Source organism: Rhizobium brockwellii (assembly GCF_000769405.2).
In the GTDB taxonomy this organism is placed as follows: domain Bacteria; phylum Pseudomonadota; class Alphaproteobacteria; order Rhizobiales; family Rhizobiaceae; genus Rhizobium; species Rhizobium brockwellii.
This window is the reverse complement of record NZ_CP053439.1, coordinates 894083-917626: the sequence shown is the minus strand read 5'-3', so window position 1 is coordinate 917626 and position 23544 is coordinate 894083. Positions and strand designations below refer to the sequence as shown.

Genomic DNA, 23544 nt, shown 5'->3' with positions numbered 1-23544 from the left:
GGACGATATGGGTAGCGCTGTTGCAGCGCTACATCACAACGATCTCGGCCTTGGCCGAAACGCGGTCGTAAAGATCGATAACGTCCTGGTTCAGCATGCGCACGCAGCCCGACGAGGTGGCCTTGCCGACCGACTGCCAGTCAGGCGTGCCGTGGATGCGATAGAGCGTATCCTGCCCGTCCTTGAAGATATACATGGCGCGGGCGCCGAGCGGGTTCATCAGCCCCGGATTCATGCCGCCATTCTCCGCCCCGAACGGGCGAACTTCAGGCTGGCGCGAGACCATTTCGACCGACGGCGTCCAGCGCGGCCACTTCTGCTTCCACTGGATGACGCCGCGGCCCGACCAGGCGTAACCGTCGCGGCCGAGGCCGACGCCGTAGCGCATCGCCTTGCCGTTGCCCTCGACGAAATAAAGGAAATGCGCCTTGGTATCGATGACCACGGTGCCGGGACGCTCAGCCGTCTGATAATCGACCTCCTGGCGCAGGAACTGCGGCTGCACGCGGCTGACCGGGATCGCCGGCAGGGTGAAATCCGCGTCGCGAAGCTCACCATACATCGCCATGTGCACGGGATTGGTGACCGGCAGGCCATAGGTCTGGTGGAACTGGGTCTTGTAGAGCTCGCGCGTCTGCGGCACCGGCTGATCGGGGATCGGCCGCACCCGGCGCGGATCGACACCGGGCGGCTGATAGAAGACCGGCGAGGTTTCCTGAACGAAGCGGGCGGGCGAATCGGCGGCGACATCGGGAATGAGGATGTTGCAGCCGCTCAGCGACGCAACTGCAATCACGAGCCCGGCAAGCGGGAAGACCCGGCGCAGAAAATTCATGGAACCACCCTTATCAACGATCGGCAGACAGCGATATCTGCCGGAACGATGGCATCCGCGGCTGGCGCGAGGCTGGCGTTGGGGTGGGAAAGGCAGGCGCTAATGCATGTCGCCGGAAGTGCGAAGCCAAAAGCGGCCGCGCCTCAAGGCCATCCCCACTGCCCAGCTAAACTTCCTGCGGTGGCAAACGCGCCAAACAGGAGCATCAGCGGAAAAATCCGCTTTGCATACCAGCCATGTTCGGCCGGAGTCATTTTCATCACGTCGCGACGGCTCGCGATGGCCGGAAGTATCAGCCAGAGCACAACGAAGAACGTCACGGCGGCTGCGCCAAAGAATATGTTGCTAGTCATGATCAGAGACTAAAACTTCCGCGAAATTCATCAATGCGGCGATGGCTTTAGGCGGCGGCAAGACTCAGGCCGCCACCCCATGGAAAAAGCGGATGCTCTGTTCGATCTCGGTCGGCAGCGCCGAGGTGTGGTTGCCGGCGACGGTTTCAGTCTCGATCTGAACGCCAGCGCCGCGGGCGCGGCGGGCAAGCAGATCGGCGCGGTCGTTGAAATGCGGCTCCTCCGTGCCGTGAACGACGCGCACCGGGCATTTGAAGCTATGGGCGTAACACAGAGCCGAACGCACCTCGAATTCATGCTTATTGCTGTCGTCGAAGCGAATATCCTGCGGATAGCGGTTGAAGAAGCGGAAGGCATCGGGGTTGCCTGAAATCGGTGCGGCGGCGCGGAATTTTTGAGTGCTCATCGCCGTCAGCATGGTCAACGTGCCGCCGATGCTGTGGCCGGCGATGAAGAGGCGCTCGGGATCGACACCCGGCAGATGCGCCAGGCGCTCGGTGGCGGCGAGCACGTCATCGACCTCGTCATAGAAGCCGGAGAAATTGCCCATCTGGCCGTTTTCACCGCGCAGCGACGGCATCATCACGACATAACCGGCATCCATATAGGGCTTCATCAGCTGCCAGTGGCCGATGCCCATGGCATTGCCGCCGTGCAGGAAGAGCACGGCCGGCTTGGCGGCGCGCTCGCGCTTGTATTTGGAAACCCAGGCCGCCAGTTCCAGCTCGCCGTAGCCGGAGCGGTAGAAGATCTTGTCGGCATCGACAGGCGCATTCAGCGGTTCGTATTTGTCGGGCGCCGGGCCCTTCTGCAACAGCTTTGTGCGGAATTGGTGGCGGACCTTGGCATAGTCGTGCTTGGCAAGGCGCGGCTCGTCCGGCACATCGAACGCGGCTGCCATGCGCGGCAAGACGAGTGCACCGGCAAGCCCCGCCAGAACGGCACGGCGTTGACGGAAAAAGGAATTCTGTTCAAGCGAGCTCATAACGCACCCATCATTTTCCCGGCACGCAGAATCTGCACCGGAAGATCGTTGCCGCCAATACACATGATGTTGAAAATATTGCCCTGCGTCATTGTTGCGCAGGGCATGCAACCTCACCCCGGCTTCGCCTCGATCATGGCGATCAGCGTGCGCAGCCGGTCGGCCTCGTAGGAGGGCTTGTCGGGGCGAAGGCGAGCGATGCGGGGGAAACGCATGGCGACCCCCGATTTATGCCGGGTCGAGCGGTTGATGCCTTCGAAGGCGACCTCGACGACGAAGCCGAAATCCTTGTCGGCGCGCACGGCGCGCACCGGGCCGAAACGTTCGGTGGTATTGTTGCGCACGAATTTGTCGAGCACCTCGAGCTCGGCATCGGTGAAGCCGAAATAGGCCTTGCCGACGGGCACCAGCTGTTCACCGTCCTCGTCATCGGCCCAGACGCCGAAGGTGAAATCGGAATAATAGCTGGAGCGCTTGCCGTGGCCGCGCTGGGCATACATCAGCACCGCATCGACGTTATAAGGGTTGCGCTTCCATTTGAACCATGGCCCCTTCATGCGGCCGGCCTGGTAGATGCTGTCGCGGCGCTTGATCATCACGCCTTCGATAACGGGATCAGGCGGGGCGGCGCGCAGAGTATTGAGCTCTTCCCACGACGAGAACGGCACGAGCGGCGAGAGATCGAAACGGTCGTGCGGGGCGCGGTCGATGATCTCGGTCAGCCGGTCGCGGCGTTCGACATAGGTGCGGCCGCGAACGTCCTCCTCGTCGTCGAAGAGCAGGTCATAGGTGCGGATGAAGGCGGGGTAGTCGGCCAGCATCTTCGCCGTCACCGTCTTTCGGTTCAGGCGCTGCTGCAGGTCGGAGAAGGTCCGGGTCGGGCTGTTGGAGCGGGCGGTGCCGCCAACCAGCAGCTCGCCGTCGACGACGCCGGAAAAATTGATCGCGTCGAGAATATCAGGAAAGGCGCCTGATATGTCGTCGCCGGAGCGGGAATAGATCTTGCGCCTGTCGCCGGAGCGGGAGAGCTGGACGCGGATACCGTCCCACTTCCATTCGGCGGCGTAATTCACCGGATCGAGACTGGTCAGGTCCCCCTCCTCCACCGCATTGGCGAGCATGACGGAGTGAAAGATCGCCGGCGTGGCCAGCACCGGCTTTTCGCCGCCATCCGCCAGCCATTCGAACAATGTCTCGTAAGGCGGCTGCAGGCCATGCCAGAGGGTTTCGATCTCGGTGACGTCCTTGTCGCCGAGATCGGCGAGCGCCTGCTTGGCAAGGCGGGCGGAAACGCCGATGCGCATGGCGCCGGTGGCAAGCTTGATGAAAGCGAAACGGCCGGACGAATCCAGCCGGTCGAGAAGATCGCGAACGTAGCTGCGCACTTCGGTGCGGCCGAGCGCATTCATGCCGGTGACGACCTCGCCGAGACGCGGCTGGGCAAGGGCCGAGCGGTCGATATCCCTCTCATTGTCCCAGACGAGCGAGATGGTTTCGGCAAGATCGCCGACATAGTCGTAGGAATAGCGAAACAGCACCTCGTCCATGCGCTCCAGCACCAGTTCGCGCAGCATGGCAGGCTTGACGTTGCGCACCTCCAGCGTGCTGGCGATGGCGGCAAGGCCGTAGCCGCGGTCCGGATCCGGCGTGTCGCGGAAATAGTCGGTCAGCAGCTTCAGTTTGCCGTTGCGGCTGGGGGTCAGCACCAGACGGTCGAGGAGGTCGGCGAAGGCTTTCATGGGCGCCTCCCACTGGCGCAAAGAGGCCCAACGGGTACTCCCTCATTCCTGTGCTTGTCACAGGAATCCAGTGCGTCCAAGTCCTTGGACGCGAGAAACTCCCTGGCCTCGTATGACTCTTTCACCGCGCCGACGCGCGGTGGCTGGATTCCTGTGACGAGCACAGGAATGAGGGAGTGAGGAGTAGGCGTTTGTGCCACCTTGGCAGAAAGGCCAATTCTGGAGGGGTTTTGGCGCAGGCTGCAGCTCATCTCCTCAATCCCCCTCATCCTCATAGCCCACCAGATGCAACGGCTTCGCCTTGATGCCCTGCAATTGGCACCAGCGCACCAGGGCCTCCTCGCGGCCATGCGTCACCCAAACCTCGGCCGGATGCAGTTCCCGGATCGTTTCGGTCAGTTCCGGCCAGTCGCAATGATCGGAGATGACGAGGGGCAGTTCGACGCCGTGCTGTTTGGCGCGCTGGCGCACCATCATCCAGCCGGAGGCGAAGGCCGGCAGCGGCTCGTTGAATCGCCGGGCCCAACGATCAGCGAAGGCAGATGACGGGCCGATGACGACCGCACCCTTGAAGGCGGACTTGTCGCGGCTTTCGATCGTCGCCGGCAACAGCTCGCCGAGATCGATGCCCTGCTCGATGTAATAGTCGCAGAGTTTTTCCATGGCGCCGTGGATATAGATCGGTTCGGCATAACCGGCATCGCGCAGCAGCCGGATGACACGCTGGGCTTTGCCGAGCGCATAGGCGCCGACGAGATGGGTGCGCTCGGGAAATTGCCGCAGCGATGCCAATAGCTTGCCGATCTCGTCCATCGGATCGGGATGATGGAAGACCGGCAGGCCGAAGGTCGCCTCGGTGATGAAGACATCGCAGGCAACCGGCACATAGGCGGCGCAGGTCGGGTCGGGGCGGCGCTTGTAGTCGCCGGAGACGACGATGCGGGTGCCGTTCTTCTCGATGGCGATCTGGGCGGAGCCGAGCACATGGCCGGCCGGATGAAAGCTCACCTTGACGCCGTTGACCAGCAGTTCCTCGCCGAAGGCTGCCGCCTGCTCGCTGGCGCAGAAACCGTCGCCATACCGCAGGCGCATGATGTCGAGCGTCTGGCGGGTGGCAAGCACGTTCACGTGGCCGGGGCGGGCATGATCCGAATGGCCGTGGGTGACGAGCGCCTGCTCGACGGGCCGCACCGGATCGACATAAAAGCCGCCTTCCGGGCAATAGAGCCCCTCCGGGGCGGGATAAAGCAGCGCATCAGGTCTCATGAAACGAGAGATAGCGGGAAATGGGCGCGAGGCCAGAGGGCAGGAAGAAGGGACTGGCGAATGCACCGGAAGCGACCACTGCGCAAACTCGTCTCCATCGTGACGTTGGTCGAAAACTCTCGGACAGCAACGAGAATGGCCGCCTTTCCTCAAGACGGCCATGCTGACCTTCCATGGCAGCGACAGAAGCCCGTTGCTCAGGCGGTCGGCGTCATCAGCAGGCTCGTTCCGTCGTGGCCAACCAGCATGCCCAGTGAGCTACCTGCATGGACGTCGACCGGCTGCGGGAAGGTGTGAAGAACCTGGAGCCAACCTCCATCATGATAGCCGTCGGGGTGGTTATCGAAAACCACACCCTCGATCAGATCGACCTTCATCCACTGGACGACCCCGACGGCGGTGCCGTTTGCCTGCACAGGCACCGATATCTTACGCAGCACCGCAGAATGTTTGCGGGCGGTGAGATCCACGGCAGCGATCTCGAAATCGTCCGAAAGCCTGGTCCACTCGGTCATCGTACCGTGAACGGGTAGGCGCAAGGGGGCGAGCGCATTGAACTGCGACATGTCGAAGCCGGAGACCTCACCGACATGGGCATAGTTGGAGAGCGTTTCGCTGGCAACCAGGCAGCCGATGGCGGAGGCGGCGCGTGGAATGACGATCGCATCCTCGCGGACCAGGCGGGCGTGGGCGTCCTCGAAGGTTTTCAGCACGCCTTCGGCAAGGAGATCGCTCGAAAGAATCTCGGAAATCAGGATGTCGGCGCGGGCTTTCATCTCTCTGCCGACAGAAAGTTCGGTCGATGACTTTTCGAAGATGTCGATCTGTTCGCGATAACCATTGGCGGCGATGATCCTCTCCGCCGTCTGCGCTATGGCCGGCACGCTCTCACAGGTCGCGATATTGGTGGCGCCAGCGCGCGCCGCCATCATCGACAGCAGGCCGCTGCCCGCACCGATATCGAGGATCTGCGCATCGGCTCCGCGCAGCTCTATGGCAAGGCGGATTGCCGCTTCAAAGGCATCGTTGCGTCGAGTGTCGTTCATCATGGCGATGTGCCAGAAGGGCACGATCAACGAGGAGATCCGTCTTATCTGATGCCAGGCATTGATACTGTCCGGCTGCAACCGCAGAACATGACGGAATTCGGCCAGCGCCTCCGGCTGCCGGCCGGAATCGGCCAGTGCGACAGCGAGGTTGTTACGCACGAGAGGATTTTCGGGTGACAGGCCACGTGCCATCTCATAGCAGCCGACCGCTTCCGCCGACCGGCCGAGTTGACGCAGCAGCGCACCTTTTTCCATCAGGGCGACGAGATGGCCGGGATTGAGGCCGAGCAGCTTGTTCCAGTAGTAAAGAGCGGTTTCCGCATCACCTCTCTTTGCGACGACACTCGCCAGCAGCGGTAGGATATCTATCGTGCGATAGTCCTTGTGGAGGACTCGGACATAGGCTTTCTCGGCGCTTTCGAAATCGCCCGAGGCCTGAAAACTCATAGCGTCGCTCAGCGATTTTTGCGCGATCGAAACTCGCTCTTCCATATCGATACTGATCATTCCTGCTCCCTGGGCCTTCTCAAGACAAGCGGGGGAGCCGCGGATCGAGCACACGCCATCGGCCGCGCAACCTACCCATGCATAGGAAATCACATGAGCGGGCGGCGGCTCGAAGGCCTCCGTGAGCGAACGACAAAACGAATCCTTCCCACAGGACCCTACGTTTGCCGTTCCGAAAAAGTTACCGAATTCTTATGAAATTGCACTGCCGCGGCTCAACGCCGCAAGTCTTCATTTTTTCGTGTGCCGATGTCATCCAGGAAGTTGACCACAGCGACATTAAACTTACCCGGCCGCTGCAGCGGCGCGAAATGACTGACGCCTGTGAGACAGATCATCTCAGCGTTCGGAATGCTGCGGGCAAGGTATTCAGCATGGTCGGGCTTGATGAATTCGTCGTGCTCGCCAAGCACGATTGCGACAGGCACGCGGATCAGGCCCAAGTCGGAAGCCTGATAATTCGGCTCCGTTCGCATCATCAGGCTGACCGCCTCGACGAATGGGTTGAAATCATCCGGCGTGGTGGACAATGCGGCATAGTCCTTGGCGTGCCGGCTGAAGCATCGGTCGATGACCGGGGTCGGGACGAATTCCAGCGTGCCGCTCGGATCCATATTGCAGGCGAAGAAGAAGACCCCCTCGACACGTGAGGGCGCCGCCATGGCAAGAATCAACGCGATGCAGGCGCCGTCGCTCCAGCCGACGACGGCCGCCTTGTCGAGACGCAGTTCGTCCATGACGGCAAGCACATCTGAAGCCATCAGCTCATAGCTATAAGGACGGGAATCGCGGGTGCTTCTTCCATGACCGCGGCTGTCGATCAGCACGACGCGGCGGCCGCGGCGCAACAGTGCCGGGACCTGATAGCCCCAGTTGCCGCTGTGGCCGAGGCCGCCATGCAGCAGAATGACGGGCGGGCCAGAGCCGTAGCTCGCATACCAGATGCGGGCGCCGTCATGCGCGACATGACCGTCGACTGCCGCCGGCGGCAACGGCGCGGCGCCATGCGCTTCGAAATGGATGAGTTCGTCGTCGTCAACTTCCATAGTGATCAGACTCATTGTTGCCGCAGCATAGAAAAGCCGGAAAACAGCCCAAGAACAACCAGAATCGCTTTCTAGCCCTTGCAATGCAACCAGGAGGATCGACGTTGGGCAGGAAGTTTTTCTATTGTGCGGCGGCAATCGCCGTCGCCGCGGCGGGCATCTACCTCAACAATACCAGTCTGCTTGCCGAACATCGGCCGGGAAAACCGGTGCTGCTCGCCCATCGCGGCATCGCCCAGCGCTTCGACGAAGCCGATCTCAAGAACGACACCTGCACGGCAAGCCGCATGCTGCCACCGAAACACGATTATCTGGAAAACACCATTCCGTCGATGCAGGCAGGCTTTGCCGCGGGCGCCGATATCGTGGAGATCGACGTGCATCCGACGACGGACGGGCAATTCGCCGTCTTTCACGACTGGACGCTCGACTGCCGCACCGACGGGCATGGCGTCACCCGCGAGCATTCGATGGCTGACATGAAGAGGCTCGACATCGGCTATGGCTACACCGCCGATGGCGGCAAGACCTTTCCTTTCCGCGGCCGGGGTGTCGGCATGATGCCGACGCTTGCCGAGGTGCTGTCGAGTTTTCCAGATCGGCGCTTCCTCATCAACGTCAAGAGCCGCGATCCTTCCGAGGGCAAAAAGCTCGCCGCCGTGCTCAACGGACTTTCCCCAGAAAGACGGGCCGAGACCATCGTCTACGGCGGTGACGAGCCGATCGACGTGCTGCGCCGGATGGCACCCGATATCAAGACCGCCTCGCGCAAGAGCCTGAAGAGCTGCCTCACCGGCTATATCGGCTATGGCTGGACCGGCCTGCTGCCGGACGAATGCAGACATGCGATGATGCTGGTGCCGATCAATATCGCGCCGTGGCTGTGGGGCTGGCCCGACCGTTTTCTGAACCGGATGCAGGATGCCGGGACAGAGGTCTTCGTGCTCGGCCCCTATCGCGGCAGCGATTTTTCCACCGGCATCGACGACCCCGCGCAACTGGCGCGGCTGCCGCCAAACTATGCGGCGGGCATATGGACGAACGAGATCGAGGCGATCGGCAAGCTTGTAAAATAAGGCTTGAAAGATCTCACATCGACCTGATCGATGCGGCGTCTTTCAATGTTTCCTTTTGTGCATGTCGTTCTCCCAAAACCGCTGCACACTTTTGGGCGACATGCACTAGAGGCTCCGCGCCCGCAGCAATGCCGGGATCTCCTCCGGTGAGACCGGTTTGGAGAAGCGGAAGCCTTGCGCCTCCTCGCAGCGCGCCTGGCGCAGGAAATCCATCTGGGCGTCGGTTTCGACGCCTTCGGCGAGAACCGAGAGCTTCAGCGTCTGCGCCAGCGAAATGACCGCCGAGGCGATGGCGACGGCGGTCTTGTCGCCCGGCAGGGCCTCGACCAGCGAGCGGTCCATCTTCAAGCGGTCGAAGGGAAAGGTCTTCAGCGCCGCAAGGCTGGAATAACCGGAGCCGAAATCGTCGATCGACAGGCGCACGCCAAGCCCCCGCAGCGTTTCCATCATGGCGAGCGCGCGTTCGGCATCCTGCATCACCACGCTTTCGGTGACTTCAAGCTCCAGCCAGCGGGACTGCAGGCGGTGACGCTCCAGCGCCTCGGCGACATGGGTTGCGAAATCCGGATCGGCGAACTGCTTGGCCGAGACGTTGACGGCGATCGTCAGCGGCGGCAGGCCCATGTCTTGCCAAAGGCGCGCCTGGCGGCAGGCCTCGTTCAGCACCCAGAGACCAAGAGGAACGATGAGGCCGGTCTCTTCGGCGAGCGGAATGAAATTGACCGGCGGCACCCTGCCCTTTGCCGGATGATTCCAGCGCACCAGCGCCTCGAGCCCGGTGATGCGGCCGGTGGCGACATCGACCTGCGGCTGGTACTGCAGGAACAGTTGACCGCCGGTGATCGCCTGGTGCAGTTCCTCCTGCTCGCCGATCGGCATTCCCACGGGCGTGCTGCCGCCATCGTGATGCTGCAATGTGTTGCGGCCGAGCTCCTTGGCGCGGTACATGGCGCGGTCGGCATTGGCGAGAAGCTCTTCCGAGGTCGCGCCATCGAAGGGAAAGGCGGCAACGCCGATGCTCGAGGTGACGGTGATCTCGCCGTCCGCGCCGCGGATCGGCCGGTTGATCGCCTTCTGCAGATCGCGGAGGCGGCGCGTGATGCCGGCATCGTGGCTCGACTGATGGACGAGCACGACGAGGAATTCGTCGCCGCCGAGACGCACCACCATATCGGAGGCCCTGACGCTGTTGGCCATGCGGGCGGCGGTCTCTTTCAGAACCTCGTCGCCGGCGGCGTGGCCGCGGCCGTCATTGATGTCCTTGAAATTGTCGAGATCGATATAGGCGACCGTCACCTTGCGGTTGTTGCGTCGGGCCTGGTCGAGGATGCTCGCCAGCCGTTCCTTGAGGAAGGCGCGGTTCGGCAGGCCGGTCAGATCATCGTGATGGGCCATGAAATGGATGCGGTCATCGACACGCTTGCGCTCGATGGCGATGCCGGCGATATGGGTAGCGAGCGCCACCAGCGTCATCTCGTGGTCGGTGGGACGGCGGACTTCCCGGGAATAGAGCGCAAACGTGCCGAGCACATTGTTCTGTGAGGTGGCGATCGGCGTCGACCAGCAGGAGCGGAAGCCGAACGGCGCGATCATCGCGCGGAAATCCTCCCAGAGCGGATCGACCGTCACGTCCTCGACGATCACCGTCTGGCCGCGCCAGACGGCGGTGCCGCAGGAGCCGACCTTGGGACCGATCGTAACGCCATCGATCAGTCGGCTATAGCCGCCGGGCAGATTGGGAGAGGCGCCGTGATAGAGCCTTGTGCCCTCGCCGTCGAGCAGCAGCACCGATCCGTCAATCCCATCCAGCTGCGCCTCGATCATCAGCACGAGCGCCTCGAGGATCATCGGCAACGGCTCGTTGCGGGCGATCATTTCGAGCAGGCTCGCCTGGCCGCGATGCAGATCCTCCTGGCGCGTGCGTTCGGTGATATCACGGGAAACACCGATCAGGCCAACGATCTCGCCGCGATCGTTGCGCAGCGGTATCTTCGACGTCAGGCGGCATATCGGCCTTCTGCTGCCGGGAAGGACGTAGGATTCCTCCATGTCGATGCGAGCTTCACCCGTCGCCATGATGTGCTGCTCGATGTCGAAATGGCGGCGCGCCGTCTCGAAATCGAACAGGTCGAAGTCGCGCTTGCCGGTGATCAGATCGGCGCGCTCCAGGCCGAGGCTGCTGGCGGTGACGGCGTTGGCGAAAACGAAGCGGCTGTCACGATCCTTGACGTAGAGGAAATCCGGAAGTTCGTGGAGGATCGCCTTGAGGCGCAGGTTCTCGATGCCCTCGGAAAGGTGGTGGGCGGTCGATGCCATCATTGCCTCCGTCGCGGCGACGATGCGTCGCGTTTCGGCCGTCAGGGCATCGGTTGGTTCCCATCGCCTGGCACCCAATTCGCGCATGACCCCATTCCCCCTGCGGCCGAAGGCCGTATCCCGCACTCGCCATAGAAATTCCCTTAAAAGTAGTCCTCATTTCCTTCGGCTTGCTTAAATGAAAAGGTGAACGAGACGAAAATATAAGCGGCGATATTCTGCCCTCTTCCACGGCTGCACCTGCAATTTCGGCCACCTGCTCTCAGCTTGTGCCAAAAGGATACATGCGGGCTTGGCACGTTTCCTGCTACGGGCGCGTTATGACAAGTGATCCCCGGATGCCCTCACGCCGCGACATGCTTTTCTTTCTTGCCGCCTCGGCCGTTGCGGGAGGGACATCGCGCGCCCTCGCCTCGCCTCGGAGGGCGGCCGCTCAGCCTGATCTGCGCGGTGCGATCGACGCGGCGGAATATCGCGCCATTCCCGAAGGCGGCGACCGCAAGACCCGCAACCTTGAGCAGATGATCGAACAGGCGGCGCGTGAGAACGTGCCGGTGTTCCTGCCGCCCGGCACCTACCGGGTCTCCAATCTCACCCTGCCCGACAATACGCGCATATCAGGCGTGCCGGGCGCCTCGCGGATCGTCTATACCGGCGAAGGCCATCTGTTTGCGGCCGAGAATGTACGGCGCATCGAGCTTTCCAATCTCGTCATCGACGGCGGCAACCGCAGGCTTGGCGACTATGCCGGCGGACTGTTGCAATTTACCGGCGTCGACGAGGTGCTGATCGACAATTGCGAGATCGGCGGCAGCCGCAAGCACGGCCTGCAACTGGAGCGCTGCGGCGGGCGGATCGAGCGCAGCCGTATTTCCGGGGCTGCCCAATCCGGGCTTTACGCGGTGGATTCCACCACCCTCTCGGTCACCGGCAATACGGTCTTAGACTGCGGCAATGGCGGCATCCTGGTGCATCGCGGGAAGAAGGCGGAGGACGGCACTGTCGTCTCCAGCAACCGCATCTCGAACATCCGTGCCAATGACGGCGGCACCGGGCAAAACGGCAACGGCATCAACATCTTCCGCGCCGACGGGGTGATGGTGGTGAATAACCAGATTTCCGACTGCGCCTTTACGGCGATCCGCGCCAATTCGGCCTCGGACATTCAGATCAGCAGCAACCAGTGCCGGCGTTCCGGCGAGACGGCGATCTATGTCGAATTTGCCTTCGAGGGCGCCGTCGTTTCCGCCAACATGATCGACGGCGCGGCAAACGGCATCTCGATCGCCAATTTCGACGAGGGCGGCCGGCTGGCGAGCGTCACCGGCAATGTCGTGCGCAACCTGACGCTGCGCGGCCCATACCAGCACGAGGTCGGCTTCGGCATCGGCATCGCGGCGGAAGCCGACACGCTGATTTCAGGCAATGTGATCGAGGGCGCACCGCGCTGGGGGCTGCAGATCGGCTGGGGTCCGTATCTGCGCAACGTCGTTGTGACAGGCAATGTGGTGCGCAAGGCGCCTGTGGGATGCGCCGTATCGGTCGCCGACGGCGCCGGGACCGCCGTCATCACCGACAACATCTTCCAGGAGACCGCCGAAGGCGCGGTGTTAGGCTTCCAATGGGAGAAGAAGGTGTCCGGCGAGATGGCGGGCGGCGGCTCGCCCTATGCGCAGCTGACCGTCGAACGAAACCGCATGTCCTGAAGGCCATCAAAAGCTTTCATCATCCCATCAGCCACAAGGACTTTTCCCACGCCGATCCGGCATTTACGGTCTCTCGGACACATCGAGGGGATATGGACATGCTGACAATCTACGGAGTCTATCGGTCGCGCGCTTCACGCGTCTATTGGATGGCGGAGGAGCTTGGGGTCGAATTCCGCTCGGTGCCGGTGCTGCAGGCAAGGCGGCTCGCAGATCCGCTATCTGAGGATGCGCCACTCAATACGCATTCGCCTGAATTCATTGCCGTCAACCCGATGGCACAGATCCCCTGCATCAGGGATGGCGACCTCGTCATGCACGAGTCGCTGGCGATCAACCTCTACCTCGCGCGTAGACACGGCGGGCCGCTTTCCGGACAAACCGTCGAAGAAGACGGATTGCTGACGATGTGGACGGTCTGGGCGGCTTCGCAGGTCGAGCCGCTTACGGTGAAGATCGTGCTCACTTATGATAACGGGCTCGAAAATAGCGACGAGGGCAAGCAGACGATCGCCGTCTCCTGCCGGTCGCTGCGCAGGCCGCTGGCGGTTCTCGAAAACCACCTTGCCGGCCGGCCATGGATCGCCGGCAACCGCTTCACCGTCGCCGATCTCAACCTCGCCGAGGTGCTGCGCTACGCCCAGAGCGAAGAAACGCTTTTCGAAGCGCATCCCAACGTGAAGGCCTGGATCGAACGCTGCCAGTCCCGCCCGGCCTATAAGGCCATGCAGGCGACGCGCGGCAAGGAGCCGATCGAGGTTTGAGGACTACCGGAAAAGGGCGAGCGTGCCGGCCATTTCCTCGCGGATCCAGGCCTTGAAATCCCTCACCTTCTTGGGCTCGCGCGTGCCTTCGGCGGTGACGAAGTAATGACCGAAGCCGGTCCGGGCGCGAATGCCGAAAGGGGCGGCGAGCCGGCCTTCGGCGAGCGCAAAGGCGGCAAGGGTCTGCCACGCCAGCATGACGCCCTGGCCGGCGATCGCCGCATCGAGGCAGAGCGAGGCATCGTTGAAGACGTGGCGGGTTGGAAGGGTGGCGCCTGACAGTCCGGCCTCACGCATCCAGACCTCCCAGGTGAACATGGCATGGCCATCGATGATGGCAGGCAGTTGGAGGATATCGGCGGGCTCCTTCAATGTCGCCGCCATCTCCGGGGAACAGACGGGAAAGACCTCCTGCTCCAACAGCAGTTCGGCCTTCACATCCGGCCATTTGCCGCTGCCGACGCGGATACCGATATCGACGTCGCAAAGCGCCGGATTGACGAGATTGGTCGTCGCGTCCAGCCGCAGCTTGATGTCGGGATGACGCACGGCGAAACGATCGAGCCGGTAGACGAGCCAGCGGGCGGCGAAAACCGGCGCCACCGAGATCGTCAGGATCGTATCGTCCTTGCGGCTGGCGATCGACACCGCCGCCGAAAGACGGGCGAACCCCTCGTCGAGCGCCAGCAGCACCGGCCGGCCGGCTTCGGTGGCGATCATGCCCCTGGCGGTGCGCTCGAAGATCACCTGCCCGAGCTGGGCTTCGGCCTTGATGACCTGCTGGCTGACGGCGCCAACCGAGACGCCGAGTTCGTCGGCGGCGGCCTGGAGCGAGCCGAGACGACCGACGGCCTCCAGCGCCCGCAGGCCGTTGAGATGGACCATATTCAAGTTCTTCATATAGTTTTTCTATAGCGCCGCCGCACTAATCTCAATTGAAAATCTGCCTGTTGAGGCCGACATTGCAAGCATAGGCAATCCATTCAAACACAGTGCGTGAGATGGATAAGATAGCTCAGCAGGCGAAAGCCACTTTGCGATCATCCGTCTCCGCCACTGAAGAAAGCGAGGCCTGCCATGTCGTTGCTGAAGTTTTTCTTGAGACCTGCACTTCCCGCGGGAAGCACAGAAATTATCCCCACCTGGAAGGATGATCCGCTGCTGCATCCCGAGGTCGAGCGCATGTCGATGCGCGAAATCGCCGATCTGCCGCTCGGGATGCCGGCCGGCTTTCCCAAAGAGGCCAAACCGCCGCAGGCGAAATGCGCCTGAAGATATGGTAGGTTCGCCCTGACAGAAAGGGCGGAACCATGGCCGGCGATGTCGATGCGATCTTCGAACGTCTGAAGCGGCTGGCGGCGGAAGCCGGGTTGCCCGATGTCGAGGAGAGTACCTCCTATGGCAATCCGGCACTGAAAGTCGGCGGCAAGAGCTTTGTCGCGGTGAAGAACGCCGAGACGATCGTGATCTCGATTTCGCTCGACGACAAGAATCACCTGCTGGAGATGGCGCCCGACGTCTATTTTCAAACCGATCATTATGTCGGCTGGCCGCATCTGCCGGTGCGCGCCGCCGTGATCGGCGACGAGGAATTGCGGCTGCGGCTGATCGGCGCCTGGCTGTTCCGGGCGCCGAAGAAGCTTGCCGCAGGCTTTAGCGATCAGGCCCGATCATAGGCCAGCGCCCGCTGGACAGCGGTGCGCTGCAGCATGCGAGCGTGGTGGTCGCTCGCCTTTTCGAAGCGGGCGGGATCGACGCCGTCCGACGGCAACCAGTCGGTCATGACGAAGAGGTAGGGATCGGCGAGCGAATAGGCCTCCCCCATCACCCATGGGCCTGCAAACATCGTCTGCTCGATCAGCGTGAAACAATCGGCCATGTTTTGCGGCACCTTCGCCTTCATCGCCTCGATTGCCGCCGGCTCGTCGGCCCAGCGCGAGCCGCGCGGGCGATGGGCATGGTTCACATGCACGGTCGAGCAGATATAGCTGTTGAAGGACTGAAGCCTGGCAAATTCGAATGCATCGTCAAGCGGCGCCAGCTTGGCCGCCGGCGCGCTCTGGGCGATATAGGCCAGGATCGCCGGCGTTTCCGTCAGCACGCCGTAATCGGTGACCAGTGCCGGCACCCGGCCCTTCGGGTTGATCTTCAAATAGTCCGGCGCGCGCTGCTCGCCATCGCGGAGGCTGATCTTCTTGACTTCGAAGGCCAGGCCGGATTCTTCCAAGGCAATCAGGCTTGCGAGCGCGCAAGTTCCCGGCGCGTAGTACACTGTCAGCATTGGTTTCGACTCCCTTTCGGCAAGGGTTATAGCGTAGCGGTGCGCGGGTCGGAACTGCTGGGATTGGGTTTTGCTTCTCCCAGGACAAGTGAGGTGCGTTGAGCGCGAGCGAAGGGCAATGAATGGTGTGCCGTGTGCCCCCTCATCCGCCTGCCGGCACCTTCTCCCCGCTGGGGAGAAGAGATTTGTGGCAACGCCTCACTTCCTCTTAAAGCGTCGGTTGTGGAACCGAAGCCAATCCGCTTGCTCCCTCTTCTCCCCAGCGGGGAGAAGGTGGCCCGAAGGGTCGGTTGAGGGGGCGAGCGGCAAAGCCGCGAATGGCCTGAGCGCAAGCGAAGGGCAATGTAGAGGCGCGCGGGCGAGCAATCCGCTCACCCGCAGCCCGGCACATCCTCCAGTCGGTGCCAGACTGGAATGCCGCGTTCCCGGGCGATGCGGACGTCGTTGTCCGCTCCCTTGGAATCGCCGGGCAGGCGCAGCACGCCTTCGCAGAGCTGCAGCAGGCGGCCGGCGACCGGGTGGAAGATCTCTTCGTAGAGCGGGTCGCCGACCGATCTGCCGCCGGCGGCGTGCCAGATCGGCAGCGCCACCCATTCGCCGATCATCGGCACATGGCCGGCTTCAAACAGCGCGTGCGAAGGCGCTTCCAGCCGCTTCAGGTTGGCGGCCATCTTTTCCGGGTCGTCGCCCGTTCCGGACCGATAGGGCCCGGCAATCAAAATCAACATGATCCACTCCTTCGCTCCGCTTATGCGTAAGCACTCCCGGCCTCATGCACGGGATTTCGTGAAAATGCACGATATTTCTTGAATGTCGAGTCACTTCGTGCAATATCGGGCCATTACGTTTAATTTCGTGCAGAGAACCGATGCTGACAACCCAACGCAAGAGCCTCATTCTCGACATCCTGCGCCGTGACGGCCAGGTGATCGCCAAGCGCGTCGCCGAGGATTTCGCGCTTTCGGAGGACACGATCCGGCGTGACCTCCGGGAAATGGCGGCGGAGGGGCTGCTGAAACGGGTGCATGGCGGGGCGATGCCGCTGGCGCCAGACCTGCCGGATTTTACCGCTCGGCGCAGCGTCTCGTCGCAGATCAAGGCGCGGCTGGGGGCGGCGGCGGCGGCGATGGTCAAGCCCGGACAGATGATCTTCCTCGACGGCGGCACGACAACGGCGGAAATTGCCAGGCACTTGCCGCGCGACATGCCGCTGACGGTTGCGACCCACAGCCCGACGATCGCTGCCGAGCTGGAACACCACCCGACAGCCGAGGTGATCCTCACCGGCGGACGGCTCTACAAACATTCGATGGTGGCGACGGGAGCGGCAGCGATGGCGGCGATCTCGCAGCTTCGCCCCGACCTCTTCTTCCTCGGGGTGACGGCTGCCCATCCGGTGCACGGGCTTTCCACCGGCGATTTCGAGGAAGCGGCGATCAAGCGGCACATCGCCCGCTGCTCGGCCGAAACGCATGTGCTGCTGACCGAGGAGAAGTTCGACCTCGTCTCGCCCTGCCCGGTGCTCGGCATTTCCGAGGTGGCGGGGCTGATCGTGCCCATGGAGATGACGGCCGAACTGCTGAAATCCTATCGCGATCTCAACGGCGCAATCGCCGCAGTATGACGGCGCTGCGGGAGGGCCGAGGTGCTGCAGCATGCGGCAAGAGACTTGCGGCAAGGGCCGCGATGAAGGCCGCCAGCACGGCATAGGCCGGCGCCATGCTGCCGGTTCCAAAGGTGAGCACCGTCTGCAGATAGGGCTGCGCCAGCGCGATGATGACGGAAAGTGCCGGCATGTCGAGCAGGGTCCCGGCGATCCGCGACAGTTCCGGCATGAAGGCTGCACCGGCAAGCGCGCCGTAGACCGCCGTCTGGCGGAGTGTGAGACGCAACGGCACCGAGGCTGCAAGCGGCGGCCTGTCGCCATCCTCGAGGGCAAACATGAGATAGGCTGCGAAAGCCGCCAGAAACAGGAAGGCGACGGGCAGTGCGGCCAGGGTGGCGGGCTGCGCCAGCGCCGCCGCATCCGCCGCCAGGAAGAGCAGGATCGGTGTGGAGGCGACGAACCAGACAGCGACGATCGGTCCCCAGAACCAGAGGAGCGAGAGCGTGTGAAGACGCAGCAGCGTCGCCATGAAGAGTATGCCGATCGCGGTCCAGATGCAGGCGGGTTTGAGCACGCCCGATATCAGCCGGAGAACCGGCTCGCAGGCGCCGGCCATATCGCCGCAGCCGGACAGCTGGATCGTGAGCCAGGTGATATAATCGAGGCTCAGCGCGGCGAACATGAAGATGCCGATACCCATCAGCATCCACCAGAGATAGCGGCCTGCAAACATGCCCTGCCCTCACGGCTTCCAGGACTGTGCTCACGTCGCCGCAAAAGTGTGCATCCGCGATCGCAGGACGTACTCCTTTATATTAGGCAATTCTTATTTTTCTAATAACTTATATACGAAAGCTCGACTCATCCGGCCAAGGCGGAGGTGACCCTGATATCGCCGACATGGATGCCGTTCCAATTGCGCATCGGCTTTGCGGCATGGGCCATCAGGCCCGCATGCACCTCATCCTCCGTCTCGAAGAAACGGGCGAGTGTCGCCGCCACCATGGCTTCGGCGGCGCGGGTCATGCCATCCTCGCATTTGAGCGCGATGGCGATGCCCTTTTCCGGGATCGCCGCACAGAAGACGCCTTCGGCGCCTGTCTTGACGAAGATGCGGCCGGGGGCGATCTGCATCAGCGCCGTGCAGGCGCGGCCGGAACCGGCGACATAGAAGGGCTCGGCCATGCAGGCCTCGATCAGCCGGCGGGATGCCTTGGCGCGCAAGGGTTCCAGGCCGGTGCCGGTCGCCATTTTGGCAAAACCATGGGCAAGGCTGCGCAGCGGCACGGCATAGGTCGGGATCGAGCAGCCGTCGGTGCCGCAGCTATCGGCGCCGAGCACGGCGCCGGTCAGGCTTTCCATCGCCGCACGGATCTCGACCTGCAGCGGGTGCTGGGCGCCGACATAACCCTTCGGATCGAGGTCCTGATGGCAGCAGGCGCAGATGAAACCGGCATGTTTTCCCGAGCAATTGTTGTGCAGCGCGGTCGGTGCATCGAGCGTGCGAGCCTGCTGGATCAGAATCTTCTGGCTCATCGACCAGTGAGCGCCGCATTCCAGCGCTTGCGCATCGCGACCGGCGCGCGACAGCATGGACGCGGCAAGCGCCACATGCTCCTCCTCGCCATTATGCGACGCGCAGGCCAGCGCCAATTCCTTGTCGCCGAAGCCATAGGCATCGGCAGCACCGCTCTCGACCAGCGGCAGCGCCTGCATCGCCTTGCAGGACGAGCGCGGGAAGACCGCGGCCTCGATGTCGCCCAGCGAGAAGACAAGCTTGCCATCGCCATCGACCACAGCCACCGCGCCGCGATGGCGACTTTCGACGAGCAGGCCGCGGGTGACTTCGACGGTGACGGGATTGGTCATGAGCTTTTATCCGGATGCTGGCGGGATAGCGCAGTCCATAACGCGTCACGCGGCGAAAGCCAACGGGGTTGACGCTTTGCAAGGGTTAGGCGGCTGCGCGAGGGCCTGCCTGATGGAGCATCTGGCGCGCCTGCGCTTTTATTCTCTTTCGACAACGATTTTCCGCAGGACACCGCCAGTGTCAGGAACCTGGACTTCGATGGCTTTGCTCTTATTTCCGGGTTTCGCCTTGCCGCAAATTGCAATCGCAGCCCTCATGAGACCTCTGTCAATCATGCGTTCTCGGTCAGTCGGTATAACTGGCTTAAAAGTATCTGTGGCTTCTCTCGCCGATTCCCATGTCATCTGGAAACCACATCCCCGCATCACAAGATCCCGAAAGAAGTGTTGAACGAGCGGCCGACCGTCAGGGGCAACGCTACTGCAACCTGCAACGGCGAAAGAGAGCGCAACTGCGCCAACAAAGCGAAATTTCATTGTCCCCATCCAATTGATCAACCCCGGCGAGCACTAAGGGCAGAAGATTGATAGAGTCAATCGGCCATGAGCACGGCGAATTTACCAGTTTGAGGCTCAGCCTCGCCGCAGGCTCGTTCGGCGATCACATCGTCCAAACATTCATCACATAATTTGACCGAGGCGATCGAAAACTATCGTTTCTCTGATGGATCCGATGCGGCTAAGAGTGGTGCATCAGGAACCGCCCCATGCCATCCACCTTTTCCTTGATCCTTCGCGACAACAGGATCCGTATTCCGACCGTGACACTCGTCGCGCTCGCCTTCACCTATGCGTCGACCGCACCCTACCAGTCGATCATCGGGATCAATGAACTCGGCTTGAGCAATGGCGCCTATTCGGCGCTGGTGTTCTTCTCGGCAATCGTCAACGTCACGACGAGCCTGACGCTCGGCATCTGGTCGGACAGGCTGAAAGAGCGCCGGCCGCTGGTGCTGGGGCTTTGCGTCGCCGGCATGCTCGGCTTCGGGTCGATCGCGATCATTCATAGCCCCGTGGTCTTCATCTTCTCCACCCTGTTGCTGGTGCCGATGAGCAATTCCACCTATTCGCTGCTGTTTGCCAGCCTGCGCGCCAGGACCAACCAGATGGACCGCGGCCAGGGGGCGGCGATCACCGCAACGGTGCGGGCACTCTTTTCCGGCTCATGGGCGCTGGCGCCGGGGTTGATCGGCCTCTATCTCGTCAGCTCGCCGTCGATGACGCCGGCCTATGGGATCGCGGCATTGGCAAGCTGCACCTGCTTCTGCCTGTATTTCTTCTTCGCACCCCGAAATGGCGCCGCCGGCCCTGCCCCCGATCCAGTCGGCTTCTTTGCTTCGCTGAAACGGATCTTCGTGCCGCATGTGCTGTCGCGCGTTATCGTCATGGCGATGCTGTTCGGGCTGCAGCGGCTGAACGCCATGCTCCTGCCGCTGATCATCACCCATGCGGCCGGCGGCACCGTCGTCGATGTCGGCTTCATGGCAGGCTTGACGGCCTTGCTCGAGATGCCGTTCATGATGATGTGGGGTTTTGCACAGCGCCGTTTCCGAAGCGTGCATGTGCTCGCCTTCGGCGCACTGATCTATTGCGTCTATCTACTGCTGCTCGGCTTTGCTTCCGCACCCTGGCACGTCTATGCACTGCTCCTCTTCAACGCCTGCGGGGCGGCAGCGATCCTCAGCGTGCCGATCACCTATCTGCAGGACCTGATCGCGGACCGGCCGGGACTTGGAACCTCGCTGATCTCGCTGAACACGTTCATTGGGGTTGGCATCAGCGCCGGCCTCTTCGCCTTCGGCACCGCGATCACCGATTATTCCGGCACCGCCTTCGTCGGCGCGGCCGCGGGTCTCGCGTCGATCGGAGTGCTGCTCTATCTCGAAAGCAGCCGGCGGCAGGCGCGGCAGCCGGCTTGAAGCGCCAGCCGCTTGCGAGCGATATCGGTCAATGCGGCGTGATGCGATAGGCGCAGCGGCGGGCGCCGCGCAGGATGTGTTCGCTGCGCTCGATATCGGCGCCGAGGACGGCGCGGAAGGTTTCGAGTTCGGAGCGGCAGAAGCCGGCGCAGGCGGTGGCGGCGGCGCAGATCGGGCAGTGGTTTTCGACCAGCATGAAGGAGCCGTCCGCCTCCTGCCAGTGATCGGCCATATAGCCCTCGCGGGTGCGGATGCCGGCAAGGGCCTCGACACGCGAGGCGAGGTCATGCGCCTTGCCGAGCTCCTGCCGATAGCGCTGCAGCGTCTCGGCTTCGCGGGCGGAGATGACGGTATCGAGGGCTGCGGGGCCGAGCTGTTCGACGAGCGTGCCGAGGAGATTTGCCGTCAGCTCAGCATGGCCATCCGGGAACTGGCGGTTGCCGCTGGCTGTGAGGTGCCAGAGCTGGCGCGGTCGGCCCCGGCCTGCGCCAACAACGGTGACCGGTTCCACCAGCCCCTCCTCCGCCATCTTCGACAGCTGCTGGCGGGCGGCCTCGCCTGATATGCCGAGCGCATCGCCGATCGCGGCGGCGAGCTGCGGCCCGTCGGTCTTTATCAGGATCAGGATCCGGTTGGCTGGGGATTGGCGCATATTTTCCAAGTCAAGTCTTGTTTAATTTAAGGTGGCGTGTAATTTTCCAATCTATAACTTGGAAAATAATCCTTCGCCAGCAAAAATCTCAAGGCCCTCCCATGTCGAATATCGACCAGACTGCAGCCGTCGCCAACGCTAGCTCCGTCTTCCGCCTCTTTTTGCCCGAGCACCTGCCGGCAACGCTGATGCTGGCAGGCGGCGTGACGCTTTATGCTGTGGAGAGTTACATCATGGCGACGATCGCGCCTTCGATCGTGCGCGATATCGGCGGCCTCGCGCTGTTTTCCTGGGTCACCAGCCTGTTCGTCGCCGCGGCCGTGCTCGGCTCGATCTTTGTCGCCATGCGGCCACGCGGCATCGGGCTTCGATCCGTCTATGTGATCGCAGCACTGGTCTTCGGCGTCGGCAGCCTGATTGCCGCAGCCGCACCGTCGATGCCGGTGGTGCTGATCGGACGTGCGGTGCAGGGTCTTGGAACAGGCGCACTTGCCGCGCTCGGCTATGCCTTCATCCGCTTCGTCTATCCCGAGCCTCTGTGGCCGAAGGCATCGACGCTCTACGCAGCAATCTGGGGGGTCTCGACCGTCATCGGGCCGACGCTCGGCGGCTTCTTTTCTGCGGGCCACGCCTGGCGCTATGCTTTCATCGTGCTCGTGCCGCTCGGCCTGCTGATGGCGTTCCTGGCGCCTCGGCTTCTGCCCGAGGTCGAGGACGACCGCGAGCAGGAGAAAACCCCGGTTGCCCAGATCGGACTGCTGCTTGCTGCCGTGCTAATGGTGAGTGCGGCCGGCGCGATCGAGACGACGGGCGCGAAAATCGCTTTGATCGCGGCCTCGGTCGTCGCGGTCGCCGGCATGCTCTTCATCGAGGGCCGAAGCCCGAACCGGCTCTTGTCGTCCGGCGCCGTCAGCCTTTCCCGGCCGATTGCACGGGTCTATCTGACGATGCTCGCCATGACCGTCGTGCTCGTCAGCGATGTCTTTATTCCCTATTTCCTGCAGACCCTGCATGGGGTGGCACCACTCGTATCGGGTTATCTGGTGGCACTCGTCGCCCTTGGCTGGACATTCGCGGCCTTCCTCAGCGGCTCGCTGACCGGCAGACGGGCCTATGCGGCGATCGTCATCGGCGCTCTCATCGAGGCAGCAGCGACCGCTTCGCTGGCGATTTTCCTGGCGAGCGACAATTCCGAGGCACATATGCTCGTCATCCTGCCGGCGGCGATCGGCATGTTCATGATGGGCTTCGGCATCGGGCTCGGCTGGGCGCATCTCGTCGCCATGGTGCTGAAACTCGTCGCCGACAACGAGAAGGACAAGGCTTCTGCCGCGATCCCGACAATGAGTTCGCTCGGCGGCGCCTTCGGGGCCGCCTTTGCCGGCGTCATCGCCAATGGCGCCGGCCTCGTCGATCCCGGCGGCATAGCAGGCGCGCTGTCGGCGGCGCACTGGCTCTATCTGCTGATGGCGCTGCCCGGCATCGTCGCAGTTGCGGCTGCGATGACACTGAGAGATAGCCGAAAATGAAAAAGGCGCCCCCTCGGGTTCGGAGGCGCCTTTTCATAATTGAACG

22 protein-coding genes are annotated in these 23544 nt (G+C 62.7%); 8 read left to right on the top strand and 14 right to left on the bottom strand.

Annotation, left to right across the window (positions count from 1 at the left end; genetic code table 11):
* Positions 1-28: 28 nt before the first annotated feature.
* The 7 genes from RLCC275e_RS04665 to RLCC275e_RS04635 all read right to left on the bottom strand — a co-directional run bounded on the left by RLCC275e_RS04665 (position 29) and on the right by RLCC275e_RS04635 (position 7780).
* Entirely contained in the window at positions 29-835 is an 807-nt protein-coding gene (locus RLCC275e_RS04665; RefSeq protein WP_033182932.1) for a L,D-transpeptidase, read from the bottom strand.
* Positions 836-978: 143 nt separating this feature from the next.
* On the bottom strand, positions 979-1155 hold the full coding sequence (locus tag RLCC275e_RS04660; RefSeq protein WP_245487529.1) for a hypothetical protein: 177 nt from the start codon (positions 1153-1155) through the stop codon (positions 979-981).
* A gap of 97 nt (positions 1156-1252) precedes the next feature.
* Positions 1253-2173 (bottom strand): alpha/beta hydrolase family protein, encoded by a 921-nt coding sequence (locus RLCC275e_RS04655; protein ID WP_033182930.1) that lies wholly within the window; start codon positions 2171-2173, stop codon positions 1253-1255.
* Positions 2174-2286: 113 nt separating this feature from the next.
* On the bottom strand, positions 2287-3912 hold the full coding sequence (locus RLCC275e_RS04650) for a cisplatin damage response ATP-dependent DNA ligase (protein ID WP_033182929.1): 1626 nt from the start codon (positions 3910-3912) through the stop codon (positions 2287-2289).
* A gap of 255 nt (positions 3913-4167) precedes the next feature.
* Positions 4168-5178 carry a ligase-associated DNA damage response exonuclease gene (locus tag RLCC275e_RS04645; RefSeq protein WP_033182928.1) on the bottom strand — a complete coding sequence of 337 codons (1011 nt, stop codon included), beginning with the start codon at positions 5176-5178 and terminating at the stop codon, positions 4168-4170.
* 197 nt (positions 5179-5375) lie between these two features.
* On the bottom strand, positions 5376-6734 hold the full coding sequence (locus tag RLCC275e_RS04640; RefSeq protein ID WP_033182927.1) for a tetratricopeptide repeat protein: 1359 nt from the start codon (positions 6732-6734) through the stop codon (positions 5376-5378).
* 215 nt (positions 6735-6949) lie between these two features.
* Entirely contained in the window at positions 6950-7780 is an 831-nt protein-coding gene (locus RLCC275e_RS04635; protein WP_033182926.1) for an alpha/beta fold hydrolase, read from the bottom strand.
* A 104-nt stretch (positions 7781-7884) separates the two neighbouring features.
* Between RLCC275e_RS04635 and RLCC275e_RS04630 the strand changes: the two genes are divergently transcribed.
* On the top strand, positions 7885-8856 hold the full coding sequence (locus tag RLCC275e_RS04630; protein ID WP_033182925.1) for a glycerophosphodiester phosphodiesterase family protein: 972 nt from the start codon (positions 7885-7887) through the stop codon (positions 8854-8856).
* A gap of 105 nt (positions 8857-8961) precedes the next feature.
* On the opposite strand, the gene RLCC275e_RS04625 is transcribed toward RLCC275e_RS04630, so the two are convergent.
* The gene (locus RLCC275e_RS04625; RefSeq protein ID WP_033182924.1) at positions 8962-11259 is read right to left on the bottom strand and encodes a sensor domain-containing protein; all 2298 of its coding nucleotides are present in this window, start codon (positions 11257-11259) and stop codon (positions 8962-8964) included.
* 251 nt (positions 11260-11510) lie between these two features.
* Here RLCC275e_RS04625 and RLCC275e_RS04620 point away from each other — a divergent pair, with 251 nt between their 5' ends.
* The gene (locus RLCC275e_RS04620; protein ID WP_033182923.1) at positions 11511-12878 is read left to right on the top strand and encodes a TIGR03808 family TAT-translocated repetitive protein; all 1368 of its coding nucleotides are present in this window, start codon (positions 11511-11513) and stop codon (positions 12876-12878) included.
* A 98-nt stretch (positions 12879-12976) separates the two neighbouring features.
* Complete coding sequence (locus RLCC275e_RS04615) at positions 12977-13642, top strand: glutathione S-transferase family protein (protein WP_033182966.1); 666 nt, start codon at positions 12977-12979, stop codon at positions 13640-13642.
* A gap of 3 nt (positions 13643-13645) precedes the next feature.
* Here RLCC275e_RS04615 and RLCC275e_RS04610 read toward each other — a convergent pair whose 3' ends face one another.
* The gene (locus RLCC275e_RS04610; RefSeq protein ID WP_033182922.1) at positions 13646-14542 is read right to left on the bottom strand and encodes a LysR substrate-binding domain-containing protein; all 897 of its coding nucleotides are present in this window, start codon (positions 14540-14542) and stop codon (positions 13646-13648) included.
* A 177-nt stretch (positions 14543-14719) separates the two neighbouring features.
* On the opposite strand from RLCC275e_RS04610, the gene RLCC275e_RS04605 reads away from it, so the two are divergent.
* Both RLCC275e_RS04605 and RLCC275e_RS04600 read left to right on the top strand, forming a co-directional pair.
* Entirely contained in the window at positions 14720-14914 is a 195-nt protein-coding gene (locus tag RLCC275e_RS04605; protein WP_033182921.1) for a hypothetical protein, read from the top strand.
* A gap of 38 nt (positions 14915-14952) precedes the next feature.
* Positions 14953-15318 carry an MmcQ/YjbR family DNA-binding protein gene (locus tag RLCC275e_RS04600; RefSeq protein ID WP_033182920.1) on the top strand — a complete coding sequence of 122 codons (366 nt, stop codon included), beginning with the start codon at positions 14953-14955 and terminating at the stop codon, positions 15316-15318.
* On the opposite strand, the gene RLCC275e_RS04595 is transcribed toward RLCC275e_RS04600, so the two are convergent.
* A complete protein-coding gene (locus RLCC275e_RS04595; RefSeq protein ID WP_033182919.1) occupies positions 15303-15923 on the bottom strand; it encodes a glutathione S-transferase family protein in 621 nt (206 codons plus the stop codon). The two genes, RLCC275e_RS04600 and RLCC275e_RS04595, sit on opposite strands and share 16 nt — an antisense overlap.
* Before the next feature lie 371 nt (positions 15924-16294).
* Positions 16295-16651: an NUDIX hydrolase gene (locus RLCC275e_RS04590; RefSeq protein ID WP_033182918.1), complete on the bottom strand. Its 357-nt coding sequence runs from the start codon at positions 16649-16651 to the stop codon at positions 16295-16297.
* 140 nt (positions 16652-16791) lie between these two features.
* On the opposite strand from RLCC275e_RS04590, the gene RLCC275e_RS04585 reads away from it, so the two are divergent.
* Positions 16792-17547, top strand: coding sequence for a DeoR/GlpR family DNA-binding transcription regulator (locus RLCC275e_RS04585; protein WP_033182917.1), 756 nt, complete (start codon positions 16792-16794; stop codon positions 17545-17547).
* On the opposite strand, the gene RLCC275e_RS04580 is transcribed toward RLCC275e_RS04585, so the two are convergent.
* Both RLCC275e_RS04580 and RLCC275e_RS04575 read right to left on the bottom strand, forming a co-directional pair.
* Positions 17522-18262 (bottom strand): hypothetical protein, encoded by a 741-nt coding sequence (locus RLCC275e_RS04580; RefSeq protein ID WP_033182916.1) that lies wholly within the window; start codon positions 18260-18262, stop codon positions 17522-17524. The two genes, RLCC275e_RS04585 and RLCC275e_RS04580, sit on opposite strands and share 26 nt — an antisense overlap.
* A gap of 128 nt (positions 18263-18390) precedes the next feature.
* Positions 18391-19398: an asparaginase gene (locus RLCC275e_RS04575; RefSeq protein ID WP_130707389.1), complete on the bottom strand. Its 1008-nt coding sequence runs from the start codon at positions 19396-19398 to the stop codon at positions 18391-18393.
* A 707-nt stretch (positions 19399-20105) separates the two neighbouring features.
* Between RLCC275e_RS04575 and RLCC275e_RS04570 the strand changes: the two genes are divergently transcribed.
* Positions 20106-21317 carry an MFS transporter gene (locus RLCC275e_RS04570; protein ID WP_033182914.1) on the top strand — a complete coding sequence of 404 codons (1212 nt, stop codon included), beginning with the start codon at positions 20106-20108 and terminating at the stop codon, positions 21315-21317.
* A 28-nt stretch (positions 21318-21345) separates the two neighbouring features.
* Here RLCC275e_RS04570 and RLCC275e_RS04565 read toward each other — a convergent pair whose 3' ends face one another.
* Positions 21346-21969: a helix-turn-helix transcriptional regulator gene (locus RLCC275e_RS04565; protein WP_033182965.1), complete on the bottom strand. Its 624-nt coding sequence runs from the start codon at positions 21967-21969 to the stop codon at positions 21346-21348.
* 101 nt (positions 21970-22070) lie between these two features.
* Here RLCC275e_RS04565 and RLCC275e_RS04560 point away from each other — a divergent pair, with 101 nt between their 5' ends.
* Complete coding sequence (locus RLCC275e_RS04560; protein ID WP_033182913.1) at positions 22071-23498, top strand: MFS transporter; 1428 nt, start codon at positions 22071-22073, stop codon at positions 23496-23498.
* The last annotated feature ends 46 nt before the right edge of the window (positions 23499-23544 follow it).

Excerpts from the sequence above, each read along its gene's own strand:
- RLCC275e_RS04665 (WP_033182932.1), bottom strand. The coding sequence starts at position 835 with ATGAATTTTCTGCGCCGGGTCTTCCCGCTTGCCGGGCTCGTGATTGCA.
- RLCC275e_RS04655 (WP_033182930.1), bottom strand. The coding sequence starts at position 2,173 with ATGAGCTCGCTTGAACAGAATTCCTTTTTCCGTCAACGCCGTGCCGTT.
- RLCC275e_RS04650 (WP_033182929.1), bottom strand. The coding sequence starts at position 3,912 with ATGAAAGCCTTCGCCGACCTCCTCGACCGTCTGGTGCTGACCCCCAGC.
- RLCC275e_RS04645 (WP_033182928.1), bottom strand. The coding sequence starts at position 5,178 with ATGAGACCTGATGCGCTGCTTTATCCCGCCCCGGAGGGGCTCTATTGC.
- RLCC275e_RS04640 (WP_033182927.1), bottom strand. The coding sequence starts at position 6,734 with ATGATCAGTATCGATATGGAAGAGCGAGTTTCGATCGCGCAAAAATCG.
- RLCC275e_RS04635 (WP_033182926.1), bottom strand. The coding sequence starts at position 7,780 with ATGGAAGTTGACGACGACGAACTCATCCATTTCGAAGCGCATGGCGCC.
- RLCC275e_RS04625 (WP_033182924.1), bottom strand. The coding sequence starts at position 11,259 with ATGCGCGAATTGGGTGCCAGGCGATGGGAACCAACCGATGCCCTGACG.
- RLCC275e_RS04620 (WP_033182923.1), top strand. The coding sequence starts at position 11,511 with ATGCCCTCACGCCGCGACATGCTTTTCTTTCTTGCCGCCTCGGCCGTT.
- RLCC275e_RS04615 (WP_033182966.1), top strand. The coding sequence starts at position 12,977 with ATGCTGACAATCTACGGAGTCTATCGGTCGCGCGCTTCACGCGTCTAT.
- RLCC275e_RS04610 (WP_033182922.1), bottom strand. The coding sequence starts at position 14,542 with ATGAAGAACTTGAATATGGTCCATCTCAACGGCCTGCGGGCGCTGGAG.
- RLCC275e_RS04605 (WP_033182921.1), top strand. The coding sequence starts at position 14,720 with ATGTCGTTGCTGAAGTTTTTCTTGAGACCTGCACTTCCCGCGGGAAGC.
- RLCC275e_RS04600 (WP_033182920.1), top strand. The coding sequence starts at position 14,953 with ATGGCCGGCGATGTCGATGCGATCTTCGAACGTCTGAAGCGGCTGGCG.
- RLCC275e_RS04595 (WP_033182919.1), bottom strand. The coding sequence starts at position 15,923 with ATGCTGACAGTGTACTACGCGCCGGGAACTTGCGCGCTCGCAAGCCTG.
- RLCC275e_RS04590 (WP_033182918.1), bottom strand. The coding sequence starts at position 16,651 with ATGTTGATTTTGATTGCCGGGCCCTATCGGTCCGGAACGGGCGACGAC.
- RLCC275e_RS04585 (WP_033182917.1), top strand. The coding sequence starts at position 16,792 with ATGCTGACAACCCAACGCAAGAGCCTCATTCTCGACATCCTGCGCCGT.
- RLCC275e_RS04580 (WP_033182916.1), bottom strand. The coding sequence starts at position 18,262 with ATGTTTGCAGGCCGCTATCTCTGGTGGATGCTGATGGGTATCGGCATC.
- RLCC275e_RS04575 (WP_130707389.1), bottom strand. The coding sequence starts at position 19,398 with ATGACCAATCCCGTCACCGTCGAAGTCACCCGCGGCCTGCTCGTCGAA.
- RLCC275e_RS04570 (WP_033182914.1), top strand. The coding sequence starts at position 20,106 with ATGCCATCCACCTTTTCCTTGATCCTTCGCGACAACAGGATCCGTATT.
- RLCC275e_RS04565 (WP_033182965.1), bottom strand. The coding sequence starts at position 21,969 with ATGCGCCAATCCCCAGCCAACCGGATCCTGATCCTGATAAAGACCGAC.
- RLCC275e_RS04560 (WP_033182913.1), top strand. The coding sequence starts at position 22,071 with ATGTCGAATATCGACCAGACTGCAGCCGTCGCCAACGCTAGCTCCGTC.